Origin of the sequence: Burkholderia cepacia, assembly GCF_029962485.1 — a bacterium.
Taxonomy (GTDB): Bacteria; Pseudomonadota; Gammaproteobacteria; order Burkholderiales; family Burkholderiaceae; genus Burkholderia.
The window spans coordinates 338,080-352,047 of record NZ_CP073637.1; the positions used below are offsets into that span (position 1 = coordinate 338,080).

11 protein-coding genes and 1 pseudogene are annotated in these 13,968 nt (G+C 65.8%); 8 read left to right on the forward strand and 4 right to left on the reverse strand.

The annotated features are described in order from the left end of the window. Positions 1-32 precede the first annotated feature (32 nt). Entirely contained in the window at positions 33-359 is a 327-nt protein-coding gene (gene cutA / locus KEC55_RS01555; RefSeq protein WP_034189858.1) for a divalent-cation tolerance protein CutA, read from the forward strand. After that, a complete protein-coding gene (gene dsbD / locus KEC55_RS01560) occupies positions 352-2,202 on the forward strand; it encodes a protein-disulfide reductase DsbD (protein WP_282506435.1) in 1,851 nt (616 codons plus the stop codon). The genes cutA and dsbD overlap by 8 nt, the downstream gene beginning before the upstream one ends. Before the next feature lie 105 nt (positions 2,203-2,307). Here dsbD and hemB read toward each other — a convergent pair whose 3' ends face one another. Then, entirely contained in the window at positions 2,308-3,306 is a 999-nt protein-coding gene (gene hemB, locus KEC55_RS01565) for a porphobilinogen synthase (protein WP_176051121.1), read from the reverse strand. Positions 3,307-3,559: 253 nt separating this feature from the next. Next, entirely contained in the window at positions 3,560-4,219 is a 660-nt protein-coding gene (yihA, locus tag KEC55_RS01570; protein WP_282506436.1) for a ribosome biogenesis GTP-binding protein YihA/YsxC, read from the reverse strand. Between the two features lie 214 nt (positions 4,220-4,433). Between yihA and KEC55_RS01575 the strand changes: the two genes are divergently transcribed. From KEC55_RS01575 to msrQ, 5 genes are all read left to right on the forward strand, one after another. Next, positions 4,434-5,087: a c-type cytochrome gene (locus KEC55_RS01575; RefSeq protein WP_176051134.1), complete on the forward strand. Its 654-nt coding sequence runs from the start codon at positions 4,434-4,436 to the stop codon at positions 5,085-5,087. A gap of 216 nt (positions 5,088-5,303) precedes the next feature. Next, positions 5,304-7,520, forward strand: a complete 2,217-nt coding sequence (locus KEC55_RS01580) for a cytochrome c biogenesis protein ResB (protein WP_282506438.1) — start codon at positions 5,304-5,306, stop codon at positions 7,518-7,520. 4 nt (positions 7,521-7,524) lie between these two features. Next, positions 7,525-8,715 carry a c-type cytochrome biogenesis protein CcsB gene (gene ccsB / locus KEC55_RS01585; RefSeq protein ID WP_282506439.1) on the forward strand — a complete coding sequence of 397 codons (1,191 nt, stop codon included), beginning with the start codon at positions 7,525-7,527 and terminating at the stop codon, positions 8,713-8,715. A gap of 159 nt (positions 8,716-8,874) precedes the next feature. Then, positions 8,875-9,870 carry a protein-methionine-sulfoxide reductase catalytic subunit MsrP gene (gene msrP / locus KEC55_RS01590; RefSeq protein ID WP_282506440.1) on the forward strand — a complete coding sequence of 332 codons (996 nt, stop codon included), beginning with the start codon at positions 8,875-8,877 and terminating at the stop codon, positions 9,868-9,870. Positions 9,871-9,890: 20 nt separating this feature from the next. Beyond that, a complete protein-coding gene (gene msrQ, locus KEC55_RS01595; protein WP_282506441.1) occupies positions 9,891-10,577 on the forward strand; it encodes a protein-methionine-sulfoxide reductase heme-binding subunit MsrQ in 687 nt (228 codons plus the stop codon). Positions 10,578-10,658: 81 nt separating this feature from the next. On the opposite strand, the gene lptM is transcribed toward msrQ, so the two are convergent. Then, on the reverse strand, positions 10,659-10,934 hold the full coding sequence (gene lptM / locus KEC55_RS01600) for an LPS translocon maturation chaperone LptM (protein WP_176051115.1): 276 nt from the start codon (positions 10,932-10,934) through the stop codon (positions 10,659-10,661). A gap of 36 nt (positions 10,935-10,970) precedes the next feature. On the opposite strand from lptM, the gene cyaY reads away from it, so the two are divergent. Beyond that, positions 10,971-11,297, forward strand: a complete 327-nt coding sequence (cyaY, locus tag KEC55_RS01605; RefSeq protein WP_176051114.1) for an iron donor protein CyaY — start codon at positions 10,971-10,973, stop codon at positions 11,295-11,297. A gap of 82 nt (positions 11,298-11,379) precedes the next feature. On the opposite strand, the pseudogene KEC55_RS01610 reads toward cyaY, so the two are convergent. Beyond that, positions 11,380-13,768 (reverse strand): annotated as a pseudogene (locus tag KEC55_RS01610) (penicillin-binding protein 1A). Between the last annotated feature and the right edge of the window lie 200 nt (positions 13,769-13,968).

Sequence of the window (13,968 nt, forward strand, 5' to 3'; positions counted from 1 at the left end):
CCGGAGCCGGTAGACCAGTCAGGAGGGCGCGGATGATAGTGGTGCTGATGCTGACGACGGTGCCCGATGCGGCGACGGCCGCGGCGCTGTCCGACGGCGCGCTCGACGCGCGGCTGGCCGCGTGCGTGTCGGAGCTCGGTGCGATCAAGTCGCGCTATCACTGGCAGGGCAAGGTCGAAACGGCCGACGAGATCCAGTTGTTGTTCAAGACGAGCCCCGTGCGGGCGCTCGAACTGGAGCGATTTATTCTCGCGCATCATCCATACGAGACGCCCGAAATCGTCTCGTGGCAAACGACGGCATCGGCCGCGTACGGCCAGTGGGTGACCAGCGAAACTCAACGTCTATTTCATGTTTAACGGTATGGCGCTTTCCGTGCGCGTGCGCGCGCTGCGGTTCCTTGCAGTCCTGTTGTCGTTCGCGGTCATGCTGGGCGGCCTGTCGGTCGCGCGCGCGGCCGACGATTTCCTCGATCCGTCGGTCGCGTTCAAGTTCAGCGCGAGCGAATCGCCCGGACAGGTGGACGTCCGCTTCAAGGTTGCCAACGGCTATTACATGTACCGCGAGCGGTTTGCGTTCGCGGTGAAGGGCGGACAGGCGACGCTCGGCGAACCGCAATTCCCGGCCGGCCACGTCAAGTTCGACCAGACGTTCCAGAAGAACGTCGAGACCTATCGTGACGAGGTCGTCATCCACGTGCCGGTGAAGCAGGCGGCCGGGCCGTTCGAGCTCGCGGTGACGTCGCAGGGGTGTGCGGACGAAGGAATCTGCTATCCGCCGGCCGAGCACGTCGTGAAGGTCGACGGCGCCGCGCTCGGCGCGGCATCGTCGTCCGGCGGCGACACGGCGGCCGCGGGCAACTGGTTCGACAAGGTCACAAGCGCCGATTTCGCTCAGTCGCTGCTCGAAGGGCACGGCTTCTTCACGATCGTCGCACTGTATTTCGTCGCGGGCGTCGTACTGAGCCTCCTGCCCTGCTCGTACCCGATGATTCCGATCGTGTCCGCGATCATCATCGGCCAGGGCACGCGCGCGACGCATGCACGCGGCTTCGCGCTGTCGCTGACCTATGTGGTCGGCATGGCGCTCGTCTACACGGTGCTCGGCATCGCCGCGGCGCTGGTCGGCCAGAGCCTCGGCGCGTGGCTGCAGAACCCGTGGGTGCTCGGCGCGTTCGGCGTGCTGCTGACCGCGTTTGCGGTGTCGCTGATCTCGGGCAAGGACATCGCGTTGCCCGCACGCTGGCAGAACGGTGCGGCCGAAGCAACGAGCATGCGCCAGGGCGGCCACTTCATCGCGGTTGCGGCGATGGGCGCGCTGTCGGCGCTGGTGGTCGGCGCATGCATGACGGCGCCGCTGTTCGCGGTGCTCGCCTTCATTGCGCACACCGGCAATGCATTGCTCGGCGGTGCGGCGCTGTTCGCGATGGGGCTGGGGCTCGGTGTACCGCTGCTGGTCGTCGGCGTGGGCGCCGGGACGGTGCTGCCGCGCGCAGGCGCATGGATGGACGGTGTGAAAGTGTTCTTCGGCATCGTGCTGCTCGCGGCCGCGCTGTGGATCGTGTGGCCGGTGCTGGCGGGCGGCTTGAAGATGGTGCTCGCCGCGTTGTGGCTGCTGATCGCAGCCGCGGCGCTCGGCCTGTTCACGCCGAATGCCGGCGCCGCGTCGATCTGGCGCCGCCTGGGCCGCGGCGTGGGCGCCGCGCTCGCGATCTGGGCCGCGACGCTGCTCGTCGGTCTGGCTGCCGGCTCGACGGATCCCGTGAAGCCGCTGGCCGTGCTGGCGACGCGCACGGTGGCGTCCGGCGGGGCTGCGACGGCCGGCGCGGCCGCTGCGCAGGACGGTCCGGCGTTTGCATCGGTGCGCTCCAGCGGTGAGCTCGACACGCTGCTGAAGACGTCGGGCCAGCCCGTGATGCTCGACTTCTATGCCGACTGGTGCGTGAGCTGCAAGGAGATGGAGCATCTGACGTTCACCGATGCCCGTGTGCAGGCGCGCCTCGCGCAGCTCCACCTCGTGCGCGCGGACGTCACCGCGAACAACCCGGACGACCAGGCGCTGCTCAAGCGCTTCAACCTGTTCGGGCCGCCGGGCATCATCTTCTTCGATCGCAACGGCAACGAGATCGGGCGCGTGGTCGGTTATCAGGCGGCCGAGACGTTCCTGCGCAGCCTGGATCGCGCCGCTGTCCCGACGGTATAGCGGCCCGGGGCGCTCGACGCGGCTACGGCCTCGATCGACGGTAAACGAAAAACGGCGGAACACCGAGGTGTCTCGCCGTTTTTTCTTGGGCCTGCCAGCGCGCGATCAGCGCTGCGCTTTCAGCAGGCGCGCCGCGTCGAGCGCGAAGTACGTGAGTACGCCGTCGGCGCCCGCACGCTTGAACGCGAGCAGCGATTCGAGCACGACCTTGTCGTGGTCGAGCCAGCCGTTCATCGCGGCCGCCTTCAGCATCGCGTATTCGCCGCTCACCTGGTACACGTAGGTCGGGAAGCGGAATTCGTCCTTCACGCGGCGCACGATGTCGAGATACGGCATGCCGGGCTTGACCATCACCATGTCGGCGCCTTCGTCGATGTCGAGGCGCACCTCGCGCAGCGCTTCGTCGCTGTTCGCCGGATCCATCTGGTAGGTCATCTTGTTGCCCTTGCCCAGGTTGGATGCCGAGCCGACCGCGTCGCGGAACGGGCCGTAGAACGCCGACGCGAACTTGGCCGAGTAAGCCATGATCCGCGTGTGGATGTGGCCGTCGCTTTCCAGCATTTCGCGGATCGCGCCGATGCGGCCGTCCATCATGTCCGACGGCGCGACGATGTCGACGCCGGCTTCGGCCTGCGCGCGCGCCTGCTCGATCAGGATCTCGATCGTGTCGTCGTTGATCACGTAGCCGTTCTCGTCGAGCACGCCGTCCTGGCCGTGGCTCGTGTACGGGTCGAGCGCGACGTCGGTCAGCACGCCGAGCTCGGGGAAGCGCTTCTTCAGCTCGCGCACCGCGCGCGGAATCAGGCCTTCCGGATTGGCTGCCTCGCGACCGTCGGGCGTCTTCACCGACGGGTCGATGGCCGGGAACAACGACAGCACGGGCACGCCGAGTTCGACGCATTGCTCGGCGACCTGCATCAGCAGATCGACCGATACGCGCTCGACGCCGGGCATCGACGGCACCGGCTGCCGCTCGTTGGTGCCTTCGACGACGAACACCGGATAGATCAGGTCGTCGGTGGTCAGGCGGTTTTCGCGCATCAGGCGGCGGGAGAAGTCGTCGCGGCGCATCCGGCGCGGACGATGAAGCGGATGGAAGCTCATGGCGATTTGGCAGAAATCAGGGCGGTAAGGACCTTACGGAACCCTTAGGTGATTTTTGGGAGCGTTGGTATATGATAGCGATCGAGCGGCACGCGTCGCGTGCCGCTCCCCGCTTCTCCTCCCTGAGCGGGTGCCTGTCGTTTTTCGATTAGGCTGTTTGACCCGCCGTTTAACGGCGGGTTTTTTTATGAGCCGGCCGAATCCGCAGGCGCCGTCAGGTGCGCGCCGCCGAACCCGGCCGCGCGTTGCCCGATCATTGTGCTACAGGCTCGCTTTCTTCGTCGGCGACGGACGGCCGCAGCCAGCTCTCGATCAGCTCGTGCGCTTCGTCGAGCCCCGTGCGCTTCAGCGCGGAGAACAGCTGGACCGTCAGCTTGCCCTGGACGCCCTGGTCGCGATACGCATCGAGCCCCTTTTGCGTGGTCCGCAGCGCATTGATGCTTTCCTGGCGCGTCAATTTGTCGCACTTGGTCAGCAGCGTGTGGATCGGCTTGCCGGTCGGCGTGAACCACTCGATCATGCGGCGATCGAGGTCGGTCAGCGGACGGCGCGAATCCATCATCAGGATCAGGCCGCAGAGCTGCGAGCGCGTCGCGAGGTAGGACGACAGCAGCATCTCCCAGTGCGCCTTGGCGGCGCCGGGCACTTCCGCGTAGCCGTAGCCGGGCAGGTCGACGAGGTTCGCGACGGGCTCGGCGGCCGGGCCGACGGAGAAGTAGTTGATATGCTGCGTGCGGCCGGGCGTCTTCGACGCGAAGGCCAGCCGCTTCTGGTTGCACAGCACGTTGATCGCCGTCGACTTGCCGGCATTCGAGCGGCCCGCGAACGCGATTTCCGGCTGGACCGTCGGCGGCAGGTCGCGCAGATGGTTGACGGTCGTGTAGAAACGGGCTTGATGGAGCAGAAAGGCCATGGGAACCGGAAGGACGGGCGGCGCAAGCCGCTTGGTGGAGGCGGGGTAGCCCCGATAGGCGCCGGAGCTTTCAACACGATATTGTACAATACGGCGGTTTTACCGAAGGCTACCGGGCGCCTGCCTCGCGCTTTTATGTAGCTTCTGCGGTAGACTGAACGCCGTCGTTTTTTGCAGAACCTCAAATTCCCACAAGACGAAACAGGGTGTGCGAATGAATCGACTGTGCAAGTCTCTGATGGTGCTTCAGGTTGCAGCAGGGTTCGTAGGTTTCGTAGCGGAGGCAAACGCGGCAGATGCGGCAAAGCCGGATCTCGACCGCGGCAAGGCGATTGCCGGGCAGGTTTGCGCGTCGTGTCACGGCGCCGACGGCAATAGCGCGTCGGGCAGCTTCCCGAAGCTGGCCGGCCAGCATCCCGAATATCTGGTCAAGCAGTTGAACGACTTCAAGGCGCAGCCGGGCGCGAAGGGGCCGGTGCGTAACAACGCGGTGATGGTCGGATTCGCGAGCGCGTTGAGCGCGGACGACATGCGCAACGTCGCCGCGTACTACGGGTCGCAGACGACGAAGCTCGGTACCGCACGCGATGCGGCGACCGTGCCGGTCGGCCAGAAGATCTATCGCGGCGGTATCGCGGAGAAGGGCGTACCTGCCTGCGCGAGCTGCCACGGGCCGACGGGCCAGGGGATGCCGGTCCAGTATCCGCGTCTGTCGGGGCAGTGGGCCGATTACACGGTCGCGCAGTTGACCGCGTTCCAGCAGGGTGCCGGCGCGCGCAACAACAACGAGGCGATGCATCAGATCGCCACGCGCCTGTCGGACAACGAGATCAAGGCCGTCGCGGATTACATCGCGGGCCTGCGTTGACCGGCCGGTCGCGAAGGGAATGACCGGTCGCCCGAAGGGCGGCCGGAGTCAGAACAAGAAAAGGGTGGGGCGCCGCACCGTTGCGGCCGCCTTGCCCTTTTTTGTTGGCACTCGCCGGGCCAAGTCGGGCTGGAGAGGCTTGCAGGGCGATGGGGGCTGCGTCCCCCAAGCGAACATAGTGAGCGTAGGGGCTGTTTCCCCTTAGTCGGAGTTTGAATGAGCGTTACCACGTCGGGGTTGCAGTCGAAGTCGAGTCAGGGTGCGTCGAAGCGCGCGGTCGAGCTGTTGAGCTCGATGCGCTTCGCCATTGCGCTGCTGGTGGTGCTGTCGATCGCGAGCATCATCGGCACGGTCCTGACCCAGGACGATCCGTATCCGAACTACGTGAACCAGTTCGGGCCGTTCTGGGCGGACATCTTCCGCTCGCTCGGCCTGTACAACGTGTACAGCGCGTGGTGGTTCATGCTGATCCTGATCTTCCTCGTCACGTCGATCTCGCTGTGCGTGATCCGCAACGCGCCGAAGATGCTCGCCGATGCGAAGAGCTGGAAGGACAAGGTCCGCGAGGGCAGCTTGCGCGCGTTCCACCACAAGGCGGAGTACTCGGCTTCCGGCACGCGTGCGACCGTCGCGGCGACGCTCGCCACGTTCGTCACCAAGGCCGGCTACAAGCACGTCGTGCGTGAAAGCGACGGCGCGACGCTGATCTCCGCGAAGCGCGGCGCGATGACCAAGTGGGGCTACATTTCCGCCCACCTCGCGATCGTCGTGATCTGTATCGGCGGCCTGCTCGACAGCAACCTGCCGATCAAATTCCAGATGTGGATGTTCGGCAAGAGCCCGGTCAACACGAGCGCGACGATCAGCGAGATCTCGCCCGACCATCGACTGTCCGCGTCGAACCCGACGTTCCGCGGCTACGCGTGGGTGCCCGAGGGGCAGTTCGTGTCGACCGCGATCCTGAACCAGCCGAGCGGCTCGCTGATCCAGGACCTGCCGTTCTCGATCCAGCTCAACAAGTTCATCGTCGACTACTACACGACGGGCATGCCGAAGCTGTTCGCGAGCGACATCGTCGTGATCGATCGCGAGACCGGCCAGAAGATCCCGGCGCGCGTCGAGGTCAACAAGCCGTTCACGTACAAGGGCGTGTCGATCTACCAGTCGAGCTTCCAGGACGGCGGCTCGCAGATGCAGATGACGGCCTACCCGATGACGGGCGGCAACGCGACGACCGTCCCCGTGAAGGGCACGATCGGCAGTTCTGCGCCGCTGCAGGTGCCGGGCGCCGATGGCGACACGATCGAGTTCTCCGATTTCCGCGCGATCAACGTCGAGAACATGGCCGACGCGAACGGCAAGCCGGACGTGCGCGGCGTCGCGACGACGAGCTCGCTCAAGGAAGTGTTCGACGAGCGGCTCGGCTCGGGCGCGAAGTCGTCGAAGCCGACGCAGCTCCACAACATCGGACCGTCGGTGCAGTACAAGATCCGCGGCAAGGACGGTCAGGCGCGCGAATTCAACAACTACATGCTGCCCGTCGACATGAACGGCGAGCGTGTGTTCCTCGCCGGCGTGCGCGCGAGCCCGAACGATCCGTTCCGCTACATGCGGATCCCGGCCGACAGCCAGGATTCGATCGGCGAATGGATGCGCCTGCGCGCCGCGCTGGAGGATCCGGCCGTGCGCACCGAGGCCGCCGCGCGCTTCGCGCAGCGTTCGCTGCCGGGCACCGACGCGTCGCTGCGCGGCCGCCTGCAGGACAGTGCGTCGAAGGTGCTGACCCTTTTTGCTGCAAGCGACGACAGTGTCGGCCGCGGCGCCGACGGCCAGCCGGTCGGCGGCTTCCAGGCGGTGGCGACGTTCATCGACCGCTCGGTGCCGAAGGCCGAGCAGGAGAAGGCGGCGAGCCTGCTGCTGCGGATGCTCGAAGGCTCGATGTGGGAGGTCTGGCAGATCGCGCGCGAGCGCGCCGGCGAGCCGGCCGCCCAGAACGGCGCCGAGACGGTTCGCTTCGTGCAGAACGCGATCAATGCGCTATCCGACAGCTTTTTGTATGGATCGCCGGTCTATTTGCAGCTTGACTCATTCAAGCAGGTGCAAGCTTCGGTATTTCAGCTGACGCGCGCACCCGGCAAGAATCTGGTGTATCTTGGCAGCCTGCTGCTGGTCGCCGGCATCTTCTCGATGTTCTACGTGCGCGAGCGGCGCCTCTGGTTCTGGCTGAAGGACGCCGGTTCGGGCGTCGATGTGGTGATGGCAATGTCCACGGCCCGCAAGACCTTCGATTTCGAGAAAGAATTCGTGCAGACGCGCGACGCGGCCGGCGTCGCCTTGCGCGCCGCACCTCGCGACGCCGCGCCCACCGGTGCGGCTTCGACGGCCCGCCCGCCTGCCGGCAGCGGTTCCGATTCCGAGAATTCCACCCGGTAACATCATGGATCTCACGCAAGTTTCCTCTTCCCGTGCGGCGTCGGCCCAGGCGCCGGTTTCGTCGCCGCTGTTCGACGACCGTCCTTTCCTCGCGCGCCTGTCGCTGTTCGACTGGCTGTTCGCACTGGCGCTCGTGGTGGGCGCGGGCTATGCGCTCGTGCACTACAACGCGCACATGGATTACTACGACAAGGCGGTGATGATCGGCACCGTGCCGGCGCTCGTCACGCTCGGCTGGCGCTGGAAGCCCGCCCGGCTGATGATGGCGTCGATCGCCGTGCTGTCGCTGCTGTCGATCCAGATCTACCAGGGCGATCTCGCGCGCGCCGATTCGGCGTTCTTCCTCAAGTACTTCCTGTCGAGCCAGTCGGCGATCCTGTGGATGAGCGCGCTGTTCGTGCTCGCGACGATCTTCTACTGGATCGGCCTGCTCGCGCGCTCGGAAACGGGGGCGGCGATCGGCCAGAAGCTCACGTGGGTCGCCGTGCTGATGGGCTTCACGGGGCTGATGGTGCGCTGGTACGAGTCCTACCTGATCGGTGCGGACGTTGGCCACATCCCCGTGTCGAACCTCTATGAAGTGTTCGTCCTGTTCAGCCTGATCACCGCCCTGCTGTATCTGTATTACGAAGGCCACTACGGCACGCGTTCGCTCGGCGCGTTCGTGCTGCTGGTCATCAGCGCAGCCGTCGGCTTCCTGATGTGGTACTCGGTCGCGCGCGATGCGCAGCAGATCCAGCCGCTCGTGCCGGCGCTGCAAAGCTGGTGGATGAAGATCCACGTGCCGGCGAACTTCATCGGCTACGGAAGCTTCGCGCTGTCGGCGATGGTGTCGGTCGCGTACCTGATGAAGGAACGCGGCGTGCTTGCCGATCGCCTGCCGACGCTCGAAGTGCTCGATGACGTGATGTACAAGTCGATCGCGGTCGGTTTCGCGTTCTTCACGATTGCGACGATCCTCGGCGCATTGTGGGCAGCCGAGGCGTGGGGCGGCTACTGGAGCTGGGATCCGAAGGAAACCTGGGCGCTGATCGTGTGGCTGAACTACGCGGCGTGGCTGCACATGCGATTGATGAAGGGCCTGCGCGGCGCGGTCGCCGCCTGGTGGGCGCTCACGGGCCTGCTGGTCACGACGTTCGCGTTCCTCGGCGTCAACATGTTCCTGTCGGGGCTGCACAGCTACGGCAAGCTGTAAGATTTCCGCCGCTCGTCCGACTATCGAACCGCCGGTGCACTGCGTGCCCGGCGGTTTTGCTTTGTAACGGGCGGGCGAACCGGGCGTCGAACGGCGCATGATGGGCCGGGTCGAACGCTCATGAAGCATGCGCACCGCGCATGCAGGAGGAGCTGCACGATGTGGATCAAACGCCCTTTGCGGAACGTACTGACCGGCGGTGATATTTCGCCCGGCGAGATCACGCCGCGCACGGTATTCGAGAACCGGCGGCGCGTGTTGCAGGCGGCCGGCCTCGCGGCGGCAGGCGGCTTGTTTGGCACCAGCAACGCGGCATTCGCCGCGTATGCGTCGCCGGACGCGCGGGCGGCGAAGCTCGCGGCCAAGACGAACCCGAAATTCGTCGCCGCCGACAAGGTGACGCCGTTCAAGGACATCACCTCCTACAACAACTTCTACGAATTCGGCACCGACAAGAGCGACCCGGCGCAGAACGCCGGCACGCTGCGGCCGCGCCCGTGGCGCGTGAGCGTCGAGGGCGAGGTGCTGCACCCGAAGGTGTTCGATCTCGACGAACTGCTGAAGCTCGCACCGCTCGAGGAGCGCGTGTACCGGCTGCGCTGCGTCGAAGGGTGGTCGATGGTGATCCCGTGGATCGGCGTGCCGCTGTCCGAGCTGATCAAGCGCGTACAGCCGACCGGCAACGCGAAATACGTGCAGTTCGTCACGCTTGCCGACCCATCGCAGATGCCGGGCCTGTCGACGCCGGTGCTCGACTGGCCGTATTCGGAAGGGCTGCGGATGGACGAGGCGATGAACCCGCTGACGTTGCTGACGATGGGCGTCTACGGGCAAGTGCTGCCGAACCAGAACGGTGCGCCGGTGCGGATCGTCGTGCCGTGGAAGTATGGTTTCAAGAGCGCGAAGTCGCTCGTGAAGATCCGCTTCGTCGACAAAGAGCCGAAGACGAGCTGGAACACCTACGCATCGAACGAGTACGGCTTCTATTCGAACGTGAACCCGAACGTCGATCATCCACGCTGGAGCCAGGCGACTGAGCGGCGCATCGGCGAGGACGGTTTCTTCACGCCGAAGCGCAAGACACTGATGTTCAACGGCTACGGCGATCTCGTCGCGTCGATGTATCAGGGCATGGACCTGAAGAAGAACTTCTGAGCGCGACCGTGAGAAACGACATGCCTCCTTCGACGCTCACGCCCGCGCGTGCAGCCGGCGCCGGATCTGCCGCACGCACGACGCGGGCCGGTGCAGTCCGTCCCGCCGCGCCGCGCTGGCTCGTGCCGGCCAAGGTGCTGGTGTTCACGGCCGGTCTGTATCCGCTCGCGCGTCTCGTGCTGTTCGGGCTGACTGACCGGCTCGGCGCGAATCCGATCGAATTCATCACGCGTTCGACGGGCCTCTGGACGCTCGTCTTGTTGTGCATCACGCTCGCCGTCACGCCGTTGCGGCGCATGACGGGGTTCGCCGCGCTGCTGCGTTTTCGCAGGACGATCGGGCTGTTCGCGTTCTTTTACGCGACGCTGCACTTCACGACCTACCTGTGGTTCGACAAGTGGTTCGACGTCGTCGCGATCCTGAAGGACGTCGGCAAGCGCCCGTTCATCACGGTCGGCTTCGCCGCGTTCGTGCTGCTGATCCCGCTCGCCGCGACGTCGACGCGCGCGATGGTGCGCCGGCTCGGCCGCCACTGGGCGACGCTGCATCGCGCGATCTACGCGGTCGCACTGTTCGGTGTGCTGCACTTCTGGTGGATGCGGGCCGGCAAGCACAATCTCGCGCAGCCGAAGCTTTACGCGGCGGTCGTCGCCGTGCTGCTCGGTTGGCGGCTGATCGCGTGGGGATGGCGGCGCGTGCGCGCATGACGGCGCTGCCCGAAAAACAAAAGGCGATGACCGTGAAGCCATCGCCTTGTTTCGCCAGCCGCGCGCGCGGCGTTGCGTCCGTTACTTCGCGGCCGGGCTCGATGCCGGTGCGGGCACGGCCGATGCGCCGCTCGACAACTCGGGCGACAGCATCAGCGGCGAGCCCGACGTGTCGGGTGTGTCGTCGGACGATGCGTTTTCATCGGTCGGTTTCACGTCCGACGGCGGCGTATTCTGCTGCTGGAGTGGCTTGGGCATCGGAGGCACGGTGGGCAGATAGAGCGCGCCGCTTTGACCGCAGCCGGCAAGAATCGCCAAAGCCGCTACAATCGCGCTCATCCGGAAAACGACTCGCATGATCGTCCCTGAACAATTGAACCGATAGAGTTTAGCATGTCCGATACCGAATACCTGACCCGTGCCGAGGCCGTGCTGATGGCCGTCGAGCGTACCGTCGACACCGCGAACGATGGCGACCACGACATCGATCTGGAGCGTAACGGCAGCGTCCTGACGCTGACGTTCGAGAACGGCTCGAAGATCATCGTCAACCTGCAACCACCGATGAAGGAAGTGTGGATCGCCGCGAAGGCGGGCGGATTCCACTACCGTTTCATCGACGGAGAATGGCGCGACACGCGCACGGGCACCGAGTTCTTCTCGGCGCTCACCGAATACGCGACCCAGCAGGCCGGCCTGCCGATCACGTTCAGCATGTGACGCACCGGGGCGCCGGACCCCGAACGTCGCAGCCAAAGAAAAAGCGCCCCTCGGGGCGCTTTTTTGATGTCCGGGCCGGGTGTCAGTGGCCGCGGAACAGGTTCATGATGTCCTGCTTCTCCTGCTCGTCGACGTGTGGCACGGCTTCGTCGGCGTTCTGCGTTGCCGGCGCCGCCTGCGGTACGCCGACCGTCGACACGAAGCCGTGACCCGGCGTGAAATCGGTGAAGTACAGCTCGCTGCCGAGCGACTCGACACCTTCGGGTACCGTCGGCTTGAACTCGGGCACGCCCTTCAGCGCCGCGCCCATGTACTCGATCCAGACCGGCAGCGACAGGCCGCCGCCCGTTTCGCGATCGCCGAGGCTGCGCGGATTGTCGTAGCCGATCCACGCGATCGCGGCGAGCGTGTGCTGGTAGCCGGCGAACCACGCGTCGTGCGAGTCGTTCGTCGTGCCGGTCTTGCCGGCGAGGTCGGTGCGCTTCAGGATGTTGGTCCGCGCGCCCGTGCCGCGTTGCGCGACGCTCTGCAGCAGGCTGTTCATCACGTACGCATTGCGCGCGTCGATCGCGCGCGGCGCATTCTGTTCGGACGAGCGGCTGCGCGCGCGCGACGATCGCGCCGTTCGGATCGGTGACTTCTGCGATCAGGTACGGATTGACGCGGTAGCCGCCGTTCGCGAACACCGAGTACGCGCCGGCCATCTGCAGCGGCGTGACCTGGCCCGCGCCGAGCGCCATCGGCAGGTAGGCCGGATGGCGCTCGGCGTCGAAGCCGAAGCGCGTGATGTACTGCTGCGCGTACTTCGTGCCGATGTGGTTCAGGATCCGGATCGACACGAGGTTGCGCGAGCGCTGCAGCGCGGTGCGCATCGACATCGGGCCTTCGAAGCCGCCGCCGTAGTTCTTCGGCTCCCACGGCTGGCCACCCGTTTCGGCGGCGCTGAAGTACAGCGGGCCGTCGTTGATCACGGTTGCGGGCCCGAGGCCCTTGTCGAGCGACGCCGAGTAGATGAACGGCTTGAACGACGAACCCGGCTGCCGCCACGCCTGCGTGACGTGGTTGAACTTGTTCTTGTTGTAGTCGAAGCCGCCGACGAGCGAGCGGATCGCGCCGTCCTGCGGGACGATCGACAGGAATGCGCCTTCGACCTGCGGCAACTGCGTGATCGACCATTTGCCGGTGTCGTTCTTCACGACGCGGACGATCGCACCGGGGCGGATGCGGCGATTCGGCTGCGCGTTGGCCGACAGCGCGCCCGACGCGAAGCGCAGGTTGTCGCCCTCGACCGTCGCCGTGCTGCCGTCGATGAATGCCACCGTGATCTGGCGCGGGCTCGCGGCCGTGACGACCGCGGCAATCAGCTCGCCGTTGTCGGGGTGTTCGAGCAGCGCGTCGTCGATCGCCTGTTCGCGGTCGTCGGCACCGGCGGGCAGCTCGATGAAGCCTTCCGGCCCGCGATAGCCGTGGCGGCGCTCGTAATCCATGATGCCCTTGCGCAACGCGGTGTACGCGACCTGCTGGTCCGCGGAATCGATCGTCGTGACGACGTTGAAGCCGCGCGTGTAGGTTTCCTCGCGGTACTGCGCGTACATCATCTGTCTGACCATTTCCGCGACGTACTCGGCGTGCACGCTGAAATCGCGTCCCGGACCCTTGACCACGAGCGGTTGCGCGACGGCTTCGTCGTACTGCTCGCGCGTGATGAAGTTCAGCTCGAGCATCCGCTGCAGGATGTATTCCTGGCGCACCTTCGCGCGCTTGGGATTGACGACCGGGTTGTACGCGGACGGCGCCTTCGGCAGCCCCGCGAGCATCGCGGCTTCCGCGAGCGTGATGTCCTTCAGATCCTTGCCGAAATAGACCCGCGCGGCGCTCGCGAAGCCGTACGCGCGCTGGCCGAGATAGATCTGATTCATGTAGACCTCGAGAATCTGATCCTTCGTCAGCGCGCGCTCAATCCGGTACGCGAGCAGCATCTCGTAGATCTTGCGCGTGTAGGTCTTCTCGCTCGACAGGAAGAAGTTACGGGCGACCTGCATCGTGATCGTGCTCGCGCCCTGCGACGCGTGGCCGTTCGTCAGCGCAACGATGCCGGCGCGGACGATGCCGGTGAGGTCGACGCCGCCGTGATCGTAGAAGCGCGCGTCCTCGATCGCGAGGATCGCCTTCTTCAGCGAGTCGGGCACGTCCTTGAAATGGACGACGTCGCGGCGCTCCTCGCCGAATTCGCCGATCAGCACGTGATCGGACGTATAGATGCGCAGCGGCACCTTCGGGCGATAGTCGGTCAGTGCGTCGAGCGACGGCATGTTCGGCCAAGCGACGACGAGTGCGTAGCCGAGCACGAGGCCGCCGGCCACGACGAGGGCCACGCACATCGCGGCGAAGCCGAGCAGGACTTTTTGCCACCAGGGCCGCTTCTTCGGCGCCGGGGCAGGAGGCGGGGACGTAGGAGTCGTGGATTGCATAGGCATACCGGAAAACAGTCCCGCGATTATAGCTGCCCGGTAAGACCGGTCCTGACGCGGGAGCCGCCCGCCGGAAAGCGGCGGGTCGGCGTACCGCCAGTATGACCCGCGCGCGGCCGCCGTCAGCCGTTGCTGGCCGTTTGGCCGACTGTCGGCCACGCGCGCCGCTTTGCAGAATCAGGTCTCGGAAACGCGGCATG

What these genes read in the sequence shown, in the direction of transcription:
- cutA (WP_034189858.1), top strand. Translation starts at nt 33, where the DNA reads ATGATAGTGGTGCTGATGCTGACGACGGTGCCCGATGCGGCGACGGCC.
- dsbD (WP_282506435.1), top strand. Translation starts at nt 352, where the DNA reads ATGTTTAACGGTATGGCGCTTTCCGTGCGCGTGCGCGCGCTGCGGTTC.
- hemB (WP_176051121.1), bottom strand. Translation starts at nt 3,306, where the DNA reads ATGAGCTTCCATCCGCTTCATCGTCCGCGCCGGATGCGCCGCGACGAC.
- yihA (WP_282506436.1), bottom strand. Translation starts at nt 4,219, where the DNA reads ATGGCCTTTCTGCTCCATCAAGCCCGTTTCTACACGACCGTCAACCAT.
- KEC55_RS01575 (WP_176051134.1), top strand. Translation starts at nt 4,434, where the DNA reads ATGAATCGACTGTGCAAGTCTCTGATGGTGCTTCAGGTTGCAGCAGGG.
- KEC55_RS01580 (WP_282506438.1), top strand. Translation starts at nt 5,304, where the DNA reads ATGAGCGTTACCACGTCGGGGTTGCAGTCGAAGTCGAGTCAGGGTGCG.
- ccsB (WP_282506439.1), top strand. Translation starts at nt 7,525, where the DNA reads ATGGATCTCACGCAAGTTTCCTCTTCCCGTGCGGCGTCGGCCCAGGCG.
- msrP (WP_282506440.1), top strand. Translation starts at nt 8,875, where the DNA reads ATGTGGATCAAACGCCCTTTGCGGAACGTACTGACCGGCGGTGATATT.
- msrQ (WP_282506441.1), top strand. Translation starts at nt 9,891, where the DNA reads ATGCCTCCTTCGACGCTCACGCCCGCGCGTGCAGCCGGCGCCGGATCT.
- lptM (WP_176051115.1), bottom strand. Translation starts at nt 10,934, where the DNA reads ATGCGAGTCGTTTTCCGGATGAGCGCGATTGTAGCGGCTTTGGCGATT.
- cyaY (WP_176051114.1), top strand. Translation starts at nt 10,971, where the DNA reads ATGTCCGATACCGAATACCTGACCCGTGCCGAGGCCGTGCTGATGGCC.